Consider the following 16,788-nt stretch of genomic DNA (forward strand, 5'->3'; position numbering starts at 1 on the left):
CTGCCGGCTTACGCTTCAGATGCTGCACGGCGAACGGTGTCATACCCAGCCGACGGGCCACCACGCGGCAGCTGGATACGGAATACCGTACCGTGGGGACTGCAGCGAGAGAATTCAATGGTCCCACGATGCGCGAGCACGATCTGCTTGGCGACAGCGAGACCGATTCCGGAACCGTTGGTCTTCGTCGTTTCAAACAAGCGGAAGGCCTCCACCGTGTCCGGAATGCCGGGGCCGGTGTCGATCACCGAAATGCACACCGCGTCCGCCGCCGGCACAGTGACCTGAATGCCCACATGCCCCGGCCCATGCTCGATCGCCTCAATGGCATTCTTCACTAAGTTGTCGAGGACGCGACGCAGTTTTTCATCGTCCGCAGTCAAGGAAAGTGCACCGCGCGGCGCCTGGACGCTCAACGCAATCCCGCGCTCGGCGGCAACCGGCCGCCAGATCTCGACGACCTCCTTGAGGAAGCTGGGAAGGTCGATCGCTGTGAGGTGGAGGCGTTGCTCACGCGAGAAATCCATGAACTCCTTGATGAGGGAGTCGAGCCGGCCCACCTCGGCCAGGATCCGTTCCATCGGCTGGATGACGACGCCGACCGGTTGGCGCTCGTCACGCCTGGCGCGGTGCAGGACCAACTGTGCCTGCATCGACAGGCCGGCCAGCGGGTTGCCGAGGTCGTGGACGATCTGCGCCGTGATGGCGCCGATATCGGCCAGCCGCTCCCGCTGCTGCGACCCCCGCTCCAAATCGCGAAGCTGCGCCTCGGCACGCACGCGTTCAGTAATATCGATCCCTACCCCCGCAATCAGGCTCGGTACCCCGTCGTCTCCGAGAATCGGGAATTTGCTGGTCAGCCAATGATGCGGCCCATCGCTGTGTGGCACGACCTCCGTGGTCTGGAAACTCTGGCCCGCACGAATCATGATCTCATCATGCTCTCGGAGCTGTGTACCGACTTCGGGCGACCAGATCTCATCCTCGGTCTTGCCGATGAATTCGTCACACGCGCGTCCAAAGATCTTCTCGAAGGTCGGACTGACCCAGACGTGTCGCCCTTTCAAATCCTTCATGAAAGCCACTCCCGGCAAGTGCTCCATGAACTGCGCGAAACGACTCTCACTCTCGCGCCGGGCATCCTCCGCCCGCTTGTGCTCAGCAATTTCGTGACGCAAAAGCACGTTTGACTGCGCCAACTCGGCAGTTCGTTCTTCCACCCGTCGATCGAGCCGCTGGTACTCTGCCAGCAAGGCGTTCTCCGCGCGCTGCCGCACTGCCGCCTCACGCCGCACCAGGAAGGCGACGGTAGCCAGCAGCACAACAGCGAGGAACGTCAACAGCGCAAAGACGCGCCTGGCATTGGTCGCACTGGCTTCCTCAACCGCCTCACGCCGTTGCAGCACCCTCCATTCCTCGGTCTTCATGTCACTGATCACCGTTCGGATCGACTCCATGATCTTCCGCCCGGAGAGTGACTGGATGGTCTGCACGCCGGCCTCGAGCCCAGAAGCGGCGCGCGCGCTGATAGCTTCCTGAGAACTGGAGATCTCTTCCGCGACATAGGGTTCCAGCGCATCGATCCGTTGCTGTTGGCTTTCGTCGCCGGCGGTCAACTCCCGCAGGTGCCTGATCGATTGATCGAGCCCCGCCATGGCAGCACGATAGGGCTCGAGATATTCCTCGCTGCCGGTGATGACGTAGCCGTGGGCACCGTCCTCAAGATCCTTCAAATCGGAAAGGAGTTTTTCGAGATGCGCCTGCACATGGTGCGTCTCCACCACTCGTCCGGCGGAATTGATGAACTGGGAAGTGACCCGGTATGAGACCACGCCGATGGCGAGAACGAGGAACACGGCAACCCCGAACGTTATGCGGATCCGGGTCCGGCCGAGAACCTGCATTGGTCTTCTCATCGTGCCTCTACGCTGCACCCGTGGCTGCTGTCACCGCCCGACTGACGCAAGCGCCCTCCGGCTCGGATGAATTGTGGCTCGGACAGCCACCCGAAGGCAAGCGAAAGTTACTTCCGCACGGCAAAGTGTCAACTTGCACCCGCAAACGTAGCAATGGCTTCCGCCGGTCTGCCGTCAACCGTAGGTCGATCCTCGCGGCCTCGGCGGACCAACCCATCACACCGCGCACTCGCAACAATCGTGGCGCGCCCTTTCGTGCACCAGCGCAAGCGTCTGGCCCGGCCGCGAGCCGTAACGGTACACCGTGATCCCCTTGAGACGGAACTGACGCGCCGGAGATAGCGCTCGCGCAGCACGGTCAAGGCATTTTCCGAACACGCAACGGCCACCGGCGTTCCCAGCGCCTCAGCAGGTCATTCGGGCGAAGGCCATTCCATGCTCCGAGGCGGGCTCATAGTGCAGCAAGAAGTCTGTGTTACATCGCCTGTACCAACAGATACTCGACGCAACCATTGAGGGTAACGACTTTGGGGTAGTCAATCTCGGGGATTTCGACGTGCAGGCTTTCGTGCAGCGCCATCACGAAATTCAAGAAATCCATGGAGTCGATGTCCAGTTGATCACGAAAGTTGACGTCAGGGTCGACTTGCGTCAGGTCCGCCTCGGGTGCGATCTCGCCGAGAAGTCGGAGGACCGTCGCTTTGATTTCTTCTTTGGTCATAGCCGGCTCGGCTCCTGGAGCAGCCGATCGACGGCGGCGAGAAACCGGCCGCCGCGATGGCCGTCGGTAACGCGGTGGTCGGCGGAAAGTGTCGCGGCCATCACCGAACGGGAAACGATCCGCCCATCAACCGACCAGGGACGTTCCACGACTTTCCCAAAACCCACAATCGCCACTTGCGGTGGGTAGATGATGCCGAAGATGGTCTCCACGCCCTGCTCGCCGATGCTCGTCACCGTAATCGTCGGGTCAGACAGCTCCGAACTGCGTAGCGATCCGGCACGCGCGCGGGCCACCAGATCTCGAAAGTTCCGCATCAGTTCATCCAGGCTCTGGCGATCGGTGTCGTGCACAGCCGGCGCGACCAGCCCCCCTTGGCGCAGCGAGATCGCCACACCAACGTGGATCGCCGGGCTCGGAACCGCTTGCGTTCCTGACCAGAGCGCGTTCAACTCGGGCACTTCCTTCAAGGCGAGGGCCACCGCCTTGATCAGCAGGACACCGTAGAGCAGGCGGTCGGCAATGGGCCGCTTCAGGTTCTCTTCCGCCAGCCACGCCATGGCGCGATGCATGTCGATGGTGGTGCTCAGGTAGTAATGCGGAATCTCTCGCTTCGACCGCGCCATGGCCGCAGCGATAGTTTGCCGCAGACGAACCTGCCTGTCCGGCTCAGGTACAGGCGGCGACACCGCGGGAGCGGCGGCCGCAGCGCCTTCGACGTCTTCCCGCGTGATTGCACCACCGGGACCCGTGCCGTGGACGCTTGTGAGGTCAACCCCAAGCTCCCCCGCGAGTTTTCTCGCTGCTGGTGAACTGCGCACGCGCCCGGCTTCTGCTGGCGGCACGCCAGCAGCAACGGTGGAAATCGTTGGCGCTTCAACTTCGGCAGCCGCCAGCACACCCTCCTCGCCTACGATGGCAAGCACGGTCCCGACGGGGACCTCGGTGCCGGGCTCGACGAGAAGCCGCTCGATCACACCTCGGGTGAAGATTTCGACCTCGATCAATCCCTTCTCCGTCTCGACCTCGGCAATGATGTCACCCCGCTCCACCCGGTCACCCGGCTGCTTGCGCCAGGCCACCAGCGTGCCCGCGGTCATATCCGCGCCGAGGATGGGCATGACGAACTCAGCCATGGGGCTTGAGCATCTCCAGCACGGTGTGCGCGATCGTATCGACTTGTGGCAGCGCCGCGTCCTCCAGGTGCTTGGGATAGGGCATGGGAACTTCGGCGCTGCACACGCGCGCCACCGGCGCATCGAGTTCGTAGAAAGCCCTCTCCATGATGCGGGCGCTGATCTCGGCGGCAAAGCTGCCCGTCCGCCACGCCTCGTCGACAATGACCGCGCGATGCGTCTTGGCGATGGAGGTCAGAATCGCGGCCGTGTCCAGCGGCCGCAGAACGCGCACATCGATCACCTCGGCGTTGATACCCTGCGCGGCCAGCGTTTCCGCCGCTTCCAGGACTTTGCCCAGACAGCCGCCGAAGGTAATGAGGCTGACATCGCGTCCCGCACGCCGTACCACCGCATGCGAGATGTCCACCGGTCCGATGTTCTCGTCCAGCTCTCCCTCCATCGGATAGAGCAGCGCATGCTCGAAGATGAACACCGGGTCCGGGTCGCGCAGTGCCGTCGGCAGCATGCCGCGCGCATCCTCCAGCGTCGCTGGCGTGAGCACCTTGATGCCCGGGACGTGTGCGTACCACCCCTCCAGACTGTGCGAGTGTTGCGCCGCGAGCTGGCGGCCCCCGCCGGTGGCCATTCGCACCACCAGCGGGATGCTGAGCTGGCCGCCGGACATGTGACGCAGCGTCGCCGCGTTGTTGACGATCTGATCCAGCGCAAGCAGGCTGAAGTTGACCGTCATCACCTCAACGATCGGCCGCATGCCGCCGATAGCCGCGCCAATACCGGCCCCGACGAAGGTCGACTCGGAGAGCGGCGTATCACGCACGCGCTCGGGCCCGAACTCCTCGAGCAGCCCCTTGCTGCACGCATACGCGCCACCGTAGCGGCCAACGTCCTCACCCATGAGGAACACGCGCGGATCGCTTTGCAGCGCTTCACGCAACGCCGCCCGGACAGCTTCGCGGTAGGTGGTTTTCATGCTCCGGTGTAGACGTCCTTGGTGAGGTCCTCGACCGGCTCCCACGGCCCGTCTTCGGCAAAGCGCACGGCCGCGTCGACCTCCGTCGCCACCGCCCCTTCCATCGCGGCTAATTCCGCCTCGCTCAACACACGCCGCGCCCGTAGAGCGGCGGGAAAGGTCACAAGCGGGTCGCGTTGCTTCCAGCGCTCGACCTCTTCCTTGGTGCGGTACAATTCCGGGTCGTACATGGAATGAGCGCGAAATCGGTACGTGCGGGCTTCGAGAAGATACGGGCCGTTCCCACGGCGCACGGTTTCCGCCGCGCGCCGTGCCGCAGCCTCGACAGCGACGACGTCCATGCCATCCACGGCATCGGCCGGGATGGCGTAGGCCTCCGCTTTCCGCCAGATATCGGTTTGCGACTGGTGGCGGATGAGCGCCGTGCCCATGGCATAGAGATTATTCTCGCAGAGGAACAGGACCGGCAGTTTCCACAGCGCCGCGAGATTGAGCGACTCATGGAATTCTCCTTCGGCCACCGCTCCGTCCCCGAAGAAACACGCGGTGATGCGCGAGTGGCCTTGCAGCTTGTCTGCCAACGCCAACCCCAGCGCAACCGGCAAACCGCCGCCGACGATGGCGTAGCCGCCGTAGAACCGGCGCGACACGTCGAAGACGTGCATCGATCCGCCGCGACCACGGCTGCAGCCGTTGGCCTTGCCAAACAGCTCCGCCATCAATGCGCCCGCCGGCACCCCCCGCGCCAGGGCCTGGCCGTGTTCGCGATACGTCGCCACGATCGAGTCGTCCGGCGTCAACGCCTGCATCGCGCCCACGGCCACCGCCTCCTCACCGATGTAGAGATGCAGGAAGCCCCGGATCTTGCCGAGGCTGTAGAGTTCCACCGTCTTCTCCTCGAAGCGCCGGATGCGCAGCATCTCACGCAGGAGCAGAAGCGCGTGGCCACGTGTGGCAGGCAGCTCACCAGAAGCCATGACACCACTCACTGTCTCCCATTGCTTGTCAGCCCTCCAAGGTCGAGGTATCGCCCTCGGGCAGTCCCAGCTCCCGTGCCTTCAGCAGGCGGCGCATGATCTTCCCGCTGCGGGTCTTCGGCAGGTTCTGCTGGAACTCGATCTCCTTCGGGGCAACCACGGCGCCCAGACGGGTGCGCGCGAAGGCCAGTAACTCGCGGCGCAGTTCGGGCGTCGGCTCGTAACCTTGCTTGAGGGAAACAAACGCCTTGACCACCTCCATGGCCACCGGATCGGGCTTACCGATCACGCCGGCCTCAGCCACCGCTTTGTGCGCCATCAAGACGCTTTCCACCTCGAAGGGCCCGACGAGGTGGCCGGAGGTCTTGATCACGTCGTCGGCTCGGCCGATGAACCAGAAGTACCCGTCGCGATCGCGTTTGGCGAGGTCACCGGTCAAGTAGAACCCTCCGGCGAAGCATTTCTGGTAGCGTTCCGGTTCATGCCAGTAGGCGCGGAACATCGATGGCCACCCTGGGCGCAATGCCAACTCTCCCTGGACATCGGGCGCTTCGATCACATCGACCCCACCGTCCTTCCGCCGGCGCACGATGGCGGCATCGACGCCGGGGACCGGTCGGCCCATGGAGCCGGGCCGGATCTCCGTCGCCGCGTAGTTGGCGATCATGATCCCGCCGGTCTCCGTCTGCCACCAGTTGTCGTGGAAGGGGAGCCCGTACGCCTCCTGACCCCACACCACGCCTTCCGGGTTGAGCGGCTCGCCGACGCTGGCGAGAAAGCGGAGCGCACGCAGGTCGTACTTGCGCACCGGTTCCGTGCCCGCCTTCATCAGCATACGAATGGCGGTCGGCGCCGTATACCACACGGAGACCCGCTGATCCTGAAGAATGGTGTACCAGCGTTCCATGTCGAAGTCGGCTTCGTCGACGATGCTGGTGACGCCGTTCGTCAGGGGAGCAATGATCCCGTACGTCGTGCCGGTGACCCAGCCTGGATCGGCCGTACACCAGAACGTGTCATCCGGGTGCAAGTCCAGGGCAAACTTGCCTGTGATGTGATGCGCCACAACCGCCTGATGGACGTGGAGAGCCCCCTTGGGCCTGCCGGTGGTGCCGCTAGTAAAGTGAAGCAAGGCCATGTCCTCGGGATCGGTCGGCCCGATTGTGAACTCTGCACTCGCTTCGCCCATCAGCGTGTTGAAATCGCGCGTGCCGGGCACGCGGGTTGGCTGCCGGTCGTCGCCAACGAGCAGCACATGATCCAGAGACGGAAGCGAGGCGCGGAGCGCCGCAACCTTCCGCCGGTAGAGCGACTCTGTCGTAACGAGCACCTTGGCGGTGCCGATTTCGATTCGGGCACGGATCGGCTCCGGTCCGAATGCCGAATACAGCGGACAGAACACGCTACGATTTTTCACCGTCCCGAGAGCGGCAATGTACAGTTCGGGGATGCGGCCGGCCAGGGCATAAACGCGGTCGCCTTTCGCCACACCAAGCCCCTGCAAGGCATTTGCAAAGCGGTTGGTGAGGTCCCGAAGGGCACGGTACGTATAGTCTCGAAGGTCGCCGTTCTTGCCGATCCAGCGCAGGGCGAGGTGATCTCGACGGGAACCTTCCGCATGCCGGTCGACCGCCTCATGGGCAATGTTGAGCCCTTGGCCTCCCGGCAGGCCGTCGAGTTCACGCTGCGCCCGATCCCAGGAGAATGTCGCTCGTGCTTGCTCGTAATCTTCAAGATTCGGCGGTATGCGGAAATCTCCTTTCGCTTTGATGATCCGGCTTGGGGATTCGAGCATCGAACGCACCGCGTCGGGGCAATCAAGTCGCTGGCGGCCTCAGGCGAGGTGGCAGATCCTCCCCAACGTGCCCTGGTCTTAAGAAACAAACGTGCCAACGGTACTCGACACCAATACTCCGGCGCACGATCGGCAACCCGTGAACGGCCGGCTCACGTTATGAGAAGGGCGCCGTATCGTTTCCCATAGACAAGAAGACACGGAGTACATTACCGCTCCCGAACAGAAGCCATCTCAGGCACACAACGCCCCGGGGCACCTGGCATCTCAGTTGCTGCTGCACAACAGCAACCAGGGAGGCGCTATGAAGCGAACGTTTGCTGGCGGAACTGGCGCAGGGGGCTTAGGCTGGACGTCGTGCTCGCAGCTCACAGAGGATGCCCGGTTGGTAATGCCGTCAGCACTGCGTGAAGCGATCCTCTATGTCAGGCAGCCAGACGGCAGCACTGTCTGTCAACTGTGCGCCCACCGCTGCGTGATTCGTCCCGGTCGTCGGGGCATTTGCTGGGTGCGCGAGAATCAAGGCGGGACGTTGGTCACGCTCGTGGCGGATCGTGTCGTGGCCATCGACATCGATCCGATCGAGAAAAAACCGTTCTTCCACTTTCTGCCCGGCAGCCGGGCCTACTCCTTTTCCACCGTCGGCTGCAACTTCCGTTGCCTGTTCTGCCAGAACTGGGAGATCTCGCAGTGGCCACGCAACCACCTCGGAGCAGCGCCTGGGACGCCGATCACGCCACAGGAGATTGTCGCCGCAGCACTGGCGGCGGGCTGCCGGTCGATTGCCTACACCTATACGGAACCCGCAATTTTCTTCGAGCTGGCGCTCGACACCTGCCGCCTCGCAGCCAGCGCTGGGCTCAAGAACGTTTTCGTGACCAACGGGTACATGACACCGGAAGCACTCGCTCTCATTGCGCCGGTGCTGCACGCCGCCAACATCGACTTGAAGAGCTTCGCCGACCGCTATTATCGCAAGGTGTGCGGAGCAACCCTGGCCCCGGTGTTGGACATGATCCAACGTATACGGGAGCGGGGTATTTGGGTGGAAGTGACGACACTCATCGTTCCGGGACGGAATGACTCCGATGCGGAGCTGACCGCCCTGGCGCACTGGCTTGCCGCGCTGGACCGAAACATCCCGTGGCATGTGTCGGCGTTCTATCCGGCCTACAAGATGCTCGATCTGCCGCCGACACCGGTTCGCACACTCCTACGTGCAGCGGCCATCGGTGAAGCGGCGGGACTCCGGTTCATCTATATCGGCAATGTGCCCGGGGACCGCTGGGAGGACACCTTATGCCCGGAGTGCGGCCGGCGGCTTGTACACCGCCGCGGCTTTGCAATGCTCGACCGCTGCATGGTCGACGGAAGCTGTCCCGGCTGCCACACTTCCATCGCCGGGGTGTGGGATCGACAAGACAACGGCAAGCCCGGCGTTGGCGCGGCGAGCGCGTAGCTTCGCCGCTGCAGGTTGTCCCGCAGCGTCGAAGCCGCACGACCTGCTCTGCGCTCAACGCGCGATCCCGGTTCGCAGCTCAATCATGGTGCTTGCCAATGAGCCGGACCGTGCTCGCCTGCGGTCCTTTCTCCCCTGGCTCTTCCGCACACTGGACCTCGTCGCCGACCTCCAGCCGGTCAAACGCACCGTTCAACACACTGTTCCGGTGGAAGTAGATCTCACCTCCGTCCGGTATCTCAATGAAGCCGTAACCTTCGTCCGAAAAGAGTTTCGAAATGCGGGACACCGGCGGCGCTTCATGAACCTTGACGTCGCCGCGCTGGCGCCGGGCGTACGCCGCCAAGCGGCGCTGCGCCGCGTTGAAGGCATCACGGATCGCGACGTAGACGTCCTCGTGGGAATGACGTTCCACCGGCTCACGGCTCACTACCAGCTCGCCCTGGGGAACCGTCACATCGACACGCACGTGAAACAGCTTGCCTTGATGGTGGCGTCGATGCGGCGCCTCAACAATCACCCGGCAGCTCATGATGCGATCGTAGTACCGATCGAGCTTCGCTGCCCGCTCGCGGATCTTCGCCTCGACCGCCATCGAGGGGTCCATGTCACGAAAGCTGATCTGTAAGGGCATTTGCATCTTTGACTCCCATTTCTCCGTACCCCACCCTACCGGTTACCGACTGCGGCAGGTCTGCACCATTATGGCCGGAAATGCGGCGCGATAGCCAGATCGGTTCGGGACCGTTGAGAATACGGCACGCCGTCGCGCGTCAGAGGATCGCGGCAAGCCGCTTCGGTCGATCCGAAACACGTCAGACCGCACCGCCTCACTTCCGCCGCTCCACGACACCACCGATATGGGCAAACTCCTCCGCCAGCAGCGTGAGGACGTCGTCCAGGCTCAGGATCCCGACCAACTCGCCACCACGACTGACGACAGGAAGACGCCGAAATGAGCCGGCACGCATTAGCGCAAGCGCCGCTTCAATCGCACTCTCTTCGCTGACGATCTTTGGATCTCGGGTCATGATGTCACCCACCCGGGTGTTCTGCGGGTCCTTTCCCGCCACCAGCACGCGAAGGACGAGATCGCGATCGGTAATGAGGCCGATGGGACGCTTGGCCTCGTCTAAGACAATTAGGGTCCCTACCTGTCGTTCGGCCATGCGCCTCCCGGCAACCAGGGCACTTTCTTCCGCTGCCGCAAGGTCAATCTCTCTCACACAGATTCGACCCACGGACATCGGGCACCTCCTTTCTCACGCTCAGACTCGCCCGCAAGTACCTTGCCAATCCATCACCACGCACCAGACATGATAACGGGACAGTTCGAGCCAGGCGCGGCTTTCCAAAAACTGGAAACGCAGGGCCGCTCGGAAAGGCAGCGGGCAGGAATGGCACTGGCTGTCGAATCTCATATTCCGTGAGATTAACTGCCGTGTCCTCTCAACATCTCAGCTTCCCGGGCGACGCGCTGCCCTTCGGTGACATCCACCGCCGCTAGGAGCAGCCCCCCGACGATGAAAAACACGACGAGTGAGAGGATGGCGCCCCGGCTCGATCCCGTCAGGATGGTCACGGCGGCGAAGACACCAGGACCGAGTATGCCAGCAAGCTTTTCGCCCATCGAGAAGAACGCAAAGAACTCCGCCGACCTGAAGCGTGGAACCAGGCGCGCAAAAAGCGAGCGGCTCAGCGCCTGACTGCCCCCTTGCACCGTCGCAACCAAGCCGGCGAGGAGATAGAAGTGCAACGCCGTCTGCATGAAAAACGCTACGATGCTGATCACGAGATACACGGCAAGTGAAAAGAAAATCGCGCCTTTGACCCCAACTCTGGAAGCGATACTGCCGAAGAGCACCGCAAAGGGCACTCCGATGAATTGAACGAGGAGGATCGCACCGATCAACGCACCCCGCGGCAAGCCGATCTGGGTCCCATAGAGCGCTGCCATGCGAATGATGGTCCCGATCCCGTCGTTGTAGATCAGAAATGCCAGTAGAAACATGAAGGCCTGCTTGTAAGCACGCAGGTCGTGAAACGTTCGGAGCAGCCGATGCCTGGCGGCGCGAAGTGGCCCCAATCCCCTCGCCTCACCGGCGCCGCGCCGTGCCGGGGGCTCGGCAACACAGCGCAAGAGGGGAATGGAAAACGCCAGCCACCATATCGCCACACTGAAGAAGGAGAGCCGCGCGGCCGCGGCCGCATCCGCCATTCCAAAGAGTCTCGGATAGCTGATCCAGGCGAGATTGAGGCCTAGCAACAGACCACCCCCGAGATAGCCAACGGCGTAGCCGGTGGTCGAGATGCGGTCCATCTCCTTTCCACTGCTTGTGATGTGCACCAGCAGTGAATCGTAAAACACGAAGGCGAATGATGCGCCGATGTTGGCAGCGCCGAACAGAAATGAAGCCAGCAGCCAGTCCCCCGGACGAATGAACACCATGCAGCCTGTGGCAATGACACCCAGTCCCATACTCGCCGCGAGCATCCGCTTGTTGATGCCGTAATAGTCGGCGAGCGCGCCCACGACGGGCGCCAGCGCCGCGACGATGACCATTGCCGCCGTGGTGGTGAGCGCGAAGCGGGTCGCCGCCACGGTGGCCGGTAGACCCGCCGCCGCAACGGTGCTGAAGTAGATCGGAAATACCGCCGCCACAATGGTCGCGAAGAACGCCGCAGTCGCCCAGTCGTACAGCGCCCAGGCACGCACTTCGGGCCGGTCGAGCCCGAGGCGATGAAAGAACTGAGACGCGCGCGGGCTCAACCCTTCACGTTGCCGATCGGTGTGAAGCGGACGACGGGATGACTCAGGCCGGCACGCTCGGTCGCCTCAATCACCGCATCGATGTCTTTGTAGGCGGCTCCGGCTTCTTCCGCCAGACCGCCATACGAAGCGGTGCGGACGTAAATGCCGCGCTCTTCCATTCGGCGTTGCAGATCACGGCCGTGGAAGGCCTTCTTGGCCTTGGTGCGGCTCATGGTACGGCCACTGCCATGAGCGGTACTGAAGAATGCCGCGGCGCCGCCGCTGACACCGGTGAGCAGGTACGATCCGGTTTCCATGCTGCCGCCGATGATCACCGGCTGACCGATCTCCTGATACTCCGGCGGTAACCCCGGCATGCCCGGGCCAAAGGCACGCGTCGCCCCTTTGCGGTGGACCAGCAGCTCGCGCTTTTTCCCACCCACCACGTGCGTCTCCAGTTTCGCGATATTGTGGGCGACATCATATACCATGCGCAAGCCGAGATCGGCCGGGTCGCGCCCAAATACGCAGCTGAAGACCTCTCGGATGCGGTGAAGAATCACCTGGCGATTGGCAAATGACATGTTGGCAGCACACTGCATGGCCGCAAAGTACTGTTGGCCTTCAGGCGAAGTGAACGGGGCACAGGCCAACTCGCGATCGATGATCTCCAGGCCGTACTTGGACGTCATGGCGCGCAGGAATACCTGTAGCGAGTCCGTGGCAACCTGATGTCCAAAGCCGCGGCTGCCGCAGTGGAACATCACGGCCACCTGATTCGGCCGAACGATCCCGAGCCTGGCAGCCAGCGACGCATCGGCCACGTCCTCTGGCCGAGCAACCTGGATCTCCAGATAGTGGTTGCCCGATCCCAGCGTGCCAATTTGTTGATAGCCCCGTTCAATCGCGCGCGGGCTCACGGCAGAGGCATCGGCCCCGCTCAAACACCCACGTTCTTCCGTCCGGTCGAGATCTTCCTTGGTACCGTAGCCGTTGTGTACGCACCAGCGCGCCCCCTGCTCGATCACCTCGGCAAAGTCAGACTGTGACAGCTTCACGAAGCCCTTGCAGCCGACCCCAGCTGGAACGCGCTGGTACAGCATGTCCACCAGCTCGCGCAGCTTCGGTTTCACCTCCTCGAGCGTGAGATTGGTGAGGACCAGGCGCATGCCGCAGTTGATGTCAAAGCCGATGCCGCCGGGCGAGATCACCCCTGTCGCGGGGTCCATGGCAGCCACACCGCCGATCGGAAAGCCGTAACCCCAGTGGGCGTCGGGCATGACGAAACTGTAGCCGACGATCCCGGGCAGGGTCGCAACGTTGGCAGCTTGCTGGAACACCACGTCATCCATAGCCTGGAGGAGGGCCTCGGTGGCGAAGATACGAACCGGAACCCGCATCCCCGGACGCAAAGTGGGCGGCAATTCCCAAACGCATGCGGCAACCCGCCGGATTCCCTCTGGAACAGCCATCGGCCCCTCGACCACTACCGCTTCCAACTCACCCCCAAGATATCGGTTTCCTCCACGTAGTGGAAATGCAGTTCGCCGCCGCAGGCTCTGCTGGCGGCGTTTCTCTTTGCCGTCGACATCATCGCCTCAGTCCCTCGATTTCCAGCCGCCGTTTCTCCCGGCTAACCTTTGCGCCAAACTGCTCAGCCAGCCATAGGCTGGTCTCCAGATGATCGGTGAAACCCGGCGTCACGTAACGCGTCGTGCCGCTCGCAAGTGCGGCGAAGAGTACAAGCTGGTCTGCGGCGTGCCGGTCGGTGGTGGCACCCGTTGCCAAGTCCTCCAGCAAGGTTTTCGCAACAAAATCTCCGATTGTCTCCGAGCTACGGCGCAACGCGCCGGCTCGGTCCGCACCCAGGATGCAACCCGTGGAGGTCGTTGCCCACACCGCTAGGCTCGCGCCCGCATGAAGCGCCAGGGTGTCGAGCACCGGCTCGATCTTACATGAGAGCCCAGCAGCAGCCAGCTGTGCCTCGCACACTTGCGCCATGCGCTCACTCACATGCCGTTCTTCGAGGTGACTCGAGATGGCGATGCCGCATACCCCGCGCACAACGCCCTGCTCTGTCAGCAGCAGCGGACTCAAGGACCTACGCGCGGGGCGCACGCGCAACTCGATCACGCCACCGCCTCTCGGCACGTAGCCGGCGCGGAACACGTGAAGTTCCACATCCGCGCCCATGCGCGCCAGCAACGGCGTCAGGACATACTGCATGTGGTGCGGCGAAGGCGCGAAGTCCTGGAATACACCGCCCGTGATTCGCGCGGTGACGGGCGCCTCGGCGAAGCACGCTACCGGAAGGATGCCGAGCGCCAACATGGTGGCCGAACCCGCAGTGCCGATGTCCCAGGAGAAGGTTCCTCCCTTGATCCTTGCTCCCGGGACAAAGGTGAACTCCCGCGAGCCGAGAGCAAGCCCGTCCGTCTTGGCATTGCACAGCTCAGCGCAGGCTCGGACGGCAGCCAGATGTTGCGCCCGTAAGCCTGGCTTCTCTCGTTTTGCCCGAGCATTGGAGAGGTGAAGTGGACGCTCGAGTATTGCCGCGAAAGCGGCGGCGAAGCGGACGATCGTGCCGCTTCCCGAACCGTGCGCGCCGTCCACCTGCATCATCACTGCCATACGGCGAAATCTACCCGATGTTTTCGGGCGCTGGTATCAGCAGCGCTTTCCCTTGCCCAGAGCGGACAAAAAGACTTCTTCTCGTGCTGCCCGCCCCGCATGGACCCGCAAATCACAGGCCAAGAGACCGAGCACCGTAACTCGTCATTAACCCCCTGCCCATTCCCAACCCCGCGAGTAAGCGGTTGGGTTCGCGTCACGTGAAAACAGTGATCGACCCTGAGGGCAGGCTTACTCACCCGTCTCTATGAGGCCGCTGTGCCCGTCACGACGCGAGGAACGCGGTGCGAGATGGTGCTGACAACCTCGTAGCTGATGGTACCGAGCTTCTCGGCCAATTCCTCGGCCGTCACCTCTTCGTCGCCCTGTCGGCCGATGATGACCGCCTCGTCGCCTGACTCAACTTGCCCTCGAAGCGACGTCACGTCGATCAGACTCATGTCCATGGTGATGCGACCGACCTGAGGACACCGCACACCGCGGACCAAGAGATGGAAACAATTGGACAGCCTCCGGCTGAGACCATCCGCATACCCGACGGGAACCGTGGCGATGAGCGATGGCCGCTGCGTGTGGAACGTGTGTCCGTAACTGAGGCCAACGCCGGCAGGAACCTCTTTGAGAAAGGTTATCCGCGTCTTCCATTCCAGCACCGGCTCGAGCTCCTGCACGCGCGGGTTCACAATCTCCGACGATGGCCGCAGGCCGTACATGGCGATCCCCGGCCGGACTGCATCGAAGTGCGAGTCCGGCAAATCGAACACGGCGGCGCTATTCGCCATGTGGCGAACCTCGATCCCGTAGCCCTTCGTCGCCTCGATGACGCGACGAAATTGCTCGATCTGCTCTTTGGAAAAGGTCTTGTCGGCTTCATCGGCGCAGGGAAAGTGGCTCATGAGCCCTCGCACCCGCAGCGTGGGAAGCGCCCGACAGCGATCGAGCAATGTCGGGACCTCATCGGGGCGAATGCCGACGCGCCCCATGCCGGTGTCGACCTTGAGGTGCACCGAGACGCGCCGCCCGGCCTTTCCCGCGTCCCGCGCCAGCGCCTCGGCCATCTCCAGCGTGCACACGACCGGCTCGCAGCCGTACCGGATCAGTGCTTCGCTGTGTTCGGGGAGGGTCGCCGAGAGGATGACAAAGGTGGCGTCGATGCCCGCCTCAATCAGCGCGATGGCTTCATCCACATCGGCCACGCCAAACGTGTCGTAGCCGAGACGCGTTAGATGCCGGGCGACAATTGGTGCGCCGTGTCCATACGCGTTCCCCTTGATCACCGGCCACAAAGACCGCTTGCCCACCTGCTCCTGGAGAAGTCGCAGGTTGTGCGTCAGACGGTCGAGATGGATGAACGCCCTGGTCAGGCGACTCGCGTCAGAATGTGTGTGGCTCAAGCCCCCTGCCCTCCTCTTGAGTCATCCGACGCCACGGGAGCACTCCCTCTCACGGGGCGCTTTTTCACGTACTCTGACGTCATCGCTGCGAGCAGGGCGCCGTACTTCAGGGAGAAGGTAAGCTCGTCGCCGACGTGAACGCCGCCCGCCGCACCGGTCACGTCAACGACCAGGTAGTCGCTGGAACCACCCAAAATCATGATGCGCCGGTCGATCGGCGCGATCCCGTCGACGTCCACGTCCTCGCGTCCGACGTTCAGAAGGGCGCGCATCATCTCGCCGCGATCCTCGAAGCTAGGGAGCTTGCCGAAGGCATCCTCGCAGCGCTCGCCGACCGGCACCGACGGTTTCTTCCTGATCTCCAACACCTCGGCGTACAAGACAAAGACGTCCTGGAAGGTGCCGGGCCACGGCTTCCGATGAATGGTCTCCCGGCCCAGCAAGATTCCCTCGCCAATCCGTGCATGGTTCACCCGCCTCGGCATGCGTCCCGAGGCGATCAGTTCGAGCCCACTCGAGTTGGAGCCCGAGATCCATTCGAGCGCAAGGTCAAAGGTCCGCTCGATCTCGCAGGCGAGTTCGACCAGCTGTTTCATGTTGTCTTCGGAGGGCGCAACCGCGCCGAAGCACGCGAGGTTGGTGCCGAGGCCTTTGATGCGGATACCGGGAAGCCGAAGCGCCTCGCATACGAAGGGCACCAACTCTTCGGGCCAGATGCCCTCGCGCAGATCGCCCAGGTCCACCATGAGGATGACGTCGTGGACCTGGCCACGACGGCGGGCCGCCTGCGACAGCGCTTCAAGAACCGCAAGCTCCGAGTTCAGGCTCACGTCCACCGCTTCGACAACCTCGTCCACCCCGGACAGCGCCGGGATTTGCAACAACATATACGGAGTTGAGACGCCGGCGGCCTTCAGCCGGTGGATGTTTTCGAGGTGTGATTCCCCGATGGAGGAGACGCCGCCGCGCAGCATGGCTCTCGCCACGTCCGGGTTGCCGCAGGTGACCTTGGTCACTCCGGTCACCTCGATGCC

Annotated in this window: 14 protein-coding genes; 1 reads left to right on the forward strand and 13 read right to left on the reverse strand. The window is 63.1% G+C overall.

What is annotated here, in order from left to right; all coding sequences use genetic code 11:
- Positions 1 to 8: 8 nt before the first annotated feature.
- From VF515_18170 to acsA, 6 genes are all read right to left on the reverse strand, one after another.
- Positions 9 to 1,904, reverse strand: coding sequence for a CHASE3 domain-containing protein (locus VF515_18170; GenBank protein ID HEX7409557.1), 1,896 nt, complete (start codon positions 1,902 to 1,904; stop codon positions 9 to 11).
- A gap of 487 nt (positions 1,905 to 2,391) precedes the next feature.
- Positions 2,392 to 2,637, reverse strand: coding sequence for a phosphopantetheine-binding protein (locus tag VF515_18175; protein HEX7409558.1), 246 nt, complete (start codon positions 2,635 to 2,637; stop codon positions 2,392 to 2,394).
- Positions 2,634 to 3,773 carry a dihydrolipoamide acetyltransferase family protein gene (locus VF515_18180; GenBank protein ID HEX7409559.1) on the reverse strand — a complete coding sequence of 380 codons (1,140 nt, stop codon included), beginning with the start codon at positions 3,771 to 3,773 and terminating at the stop codon, positions 2,634 to 2,636. Before VF515_18180 ends, VF515_18175 begins: the two co-directional genes overlap by 4 nt.
- On the reverse strand, positions 3,766 to 4,746 hold the full coding sequence (locus VF515_18185) for an alpha-ketoacid dehydrogenase subunit beta (protein ID HEX7409560.1): 981 nt from the start codon (positions 4,744 to 4,746) through the stop codon (positions 3,766 to 3,768). Before VF515_18185 ends, VF515_18180 begins: the two co-directional genes overlap by 8 nt.
- Positions 4,743 to 5,723, reverse strand: a complete 981-nt coding sequence (gene pdhA, locus VF515_18190; GenBank protein ID HEX7409561.1) for a pyruvate dehydrogenase (acetyl-transferring) E1 component subunit alpha — start codon at positions 5,721 to 5,723, stop codon at positions 4,743 to 4,745. The genes VF515_18185 and pdhA overlap by 4 nt, the downstream gene beginning before the upstream one ends.
- 28 nt (positions 5,724 to 5,751) lie before the next feature.
- Positions 5,752 to 7,518 carry an acetate--CoA ligase gene (gene acsA / locus VF515_18195; protein HEX7409562.1) on the reverse strand — a complete coding sequence of 589 codons (1,767 nt, stop codon included), beginning with the start codon at positions 7,516 to 7,518 and terminating at the stop codon, positions 5,752 to 5,754.
- A 391-nt stretch (positions 7,519 to 7,909) separates the two neighbouring features.
- On the opposite strand from acsA, the gene amrS reads away from it, so the two are divergent.
- On the forward strand, positions 7,910 to 8,977 hold the full coding sequence (gene amrS / locus VF515_18200; GenBank protein ID HEX7409563.1) for an AmmeMemoRadiSam system radical SAM enzyme: 1,068 nt from the start codon (positions 7,910 to 7,912) through the stop codon (positions 8,975 to 8,977).
- A gap of 79 nt (positions 8,978 to 9,056) precedes the next feature.
- On the opposite strand, the gene VF515_18205 is transcribed toward amrS, so the two are convergent.
- From VF515_18205 to VF515_18235, 7 genes are all read right to left on the reverse strand, one after another.
- Positions 9,057 to 9,617 carry an HPF/RaiA family ribosome-associated protein gene (locus VF515_18205; protein ID HEX7409564.1) on the reverse strand — a complete coding sequence of 187 codons (561 nt, stop codon included), beginning with the start codon at positions 9,615 to 9,617 and terminating at the stop codon, positions 9,057 to 9,059.
- Between the two features lie 190 nt (positions 9,618 to 9,807).
- On the reverse strand, positions 9,808 to 10,224 hold the full coding sequence (locus tag VF515_18210) for a CBS domain-containing protein (GenBank protein ID HEX7409565.1): 417 nt from the start codon (positions 10,222 to 10,224) through the stop codon (positions 9,808 to 9,810).
- A gap of 185 nt (positions 10,225 to 10,409) precedes the next feature.
- The gene (locus tag VF515_18215; protein HEX7409566.1) at positions 10,410 to 11,747 is read right to left on the reverse strand and encodes an MFS transporter; all 1,338 of its coding nucleotides are present in this window, start codon (positions 11,745 to 11,747) and stop codon (positions 10,410 to 10,412) included.
- Entirely contained in the window at positions 11,744 to 13,201 is a 1,458-nt protein-coding gene (locus tag VF515_18220; protein HEX7409567.1) for an RtcB family protein, read from the reverse strand. The genes VF515_18215 and VF515_18220 overlap by 4 nt, the downstream gene beginning before the upstream one ends.
- 118 nt (positions 13,202 to 13,319) lie before the next feature.
- On the reverse strand, positions 13,320 to 14,360 hold the full coding sequence (rtcA, locus tag VF515_18225; GenBank protein HEX7409568.1) for an RNA 3'-terminal phosphate cyclase: 1,041 nt from the start codon (positions 14,358 to 14,360) through the stop codon (positions 13,320 to 13,322).
- 245 nt (positions 14,361 to 14,605) lie between these two features.
- Positions 14,606 to 15,754: an alanine racemase gene (gene alr / locus VF515_18230; protein HEX7409569.1), complete on the reverse strand. Its 1,149-nt coding sequence runs from the start codon at positions 15,752 to 15,754 to the stop codon at positions 14,606 to 14,608.
- The coding region (locus VF515_18235) for an alanine/ornithine racemase family PLP-dependent enzyme (GenBank protein ID HEX7409570.1) at positions 15,751 to 16,788 on the reverse strand (1,038 nt) is incomplete at its 5' end. The genes alr and VF515_18235, both read right to left, overlap by 4 nt.

The organism is Candidatus Binatia bacterium (assembly GCA_036382395.1).
Lineage (GTDB): Bacteria > Desulfobacterota > Binatia > HRBIN30 > HRBIN30 > JAGDMS01.

What these genes read in the sequence shown, in the direction of transcription:
- amrS (HEX7409563.1), top strand. Translation starts at nt 7,910, where the DNA reads ATGCCGTCAGCACTGCGTGAAGCGATCCTCTATGTCAGGCAGCCAGAC.
- pdhA (HEX7409561.1), bottom strand. Translation starts at nt 5,723, where the DNA reads ATGGCTTCTGGTGAGCTGCCTGCCACACGTGGCCACGCGCTTCTGCTC.
- VF515_18220 (HEX7409567.1), bottom strand. Translation starts at nt 13,201, where the DNA reads ATGGCTGTTCCAGAGGGAATCCGGCGGGTTGCCGCATGCGTTTGGGAA.
- VF515_18210 (HEX7409565.1), bottom strand. Translation starts at nt 10,224, where the DNA reads ATGTCCGTGGGTCGAATCTGTGTGAGAGAGATTGACCTTGCGGCAGCG.
- VF515_18175 (HEX7409558.1), bottom strand. Translation starts at nt 2,637, where the DNA reads ATGACCAAAGAAGAAATCAAAGCGACGGTCCTCCGACTTCTCGGCGAG.
- acsA (HEX7409562.1), bottom strand. Translation starts at nt 7,518, where the DNA reads ATGCTCGAATCCCCAAGCCGGATCATCAAAGCGAAAGGAGATTTCCGC.
- VF515_18205 (HEX7409564.1), bottom strand. Translation starts at nt 9,617, where the DNA reads ATGCAAATGCCCTTACAGATCAGCTTTCGTGACATGGACCCCTCGATG.
- VF515_18170 (HEX7409557.1), bottom strand. Translation starts at nt 1,904, where the DNA reads ATGCAGGTTCTCGGCCGGACCCGGATCCGCATAACGTTCGGGGTTGCC.
- VF515_18185 (HEX7409560.1), bottom strand. Translation starts at nt 4,746, where the DNA reads ATGAAAACCACCTACCGCGAAGCTGTCCGGGCGGCGTTGCGTGAAGCG.
- VF515_18180 (HEX7409559.1), bottom strand. Translation starts at nt 3,773, where the DNA reads ATGGCTGAGTTCGTCATGCCCATCCTCGGCGCGGATATGACCGCGGGC.
- rtcA (HEX7409568.1), bottom strand. Translation starts at nt 14,360, where the DNA reads ATGGCAGTGATGATGCAGGTGGACGGCGCGCACGGTTCGGGAAGCGGC.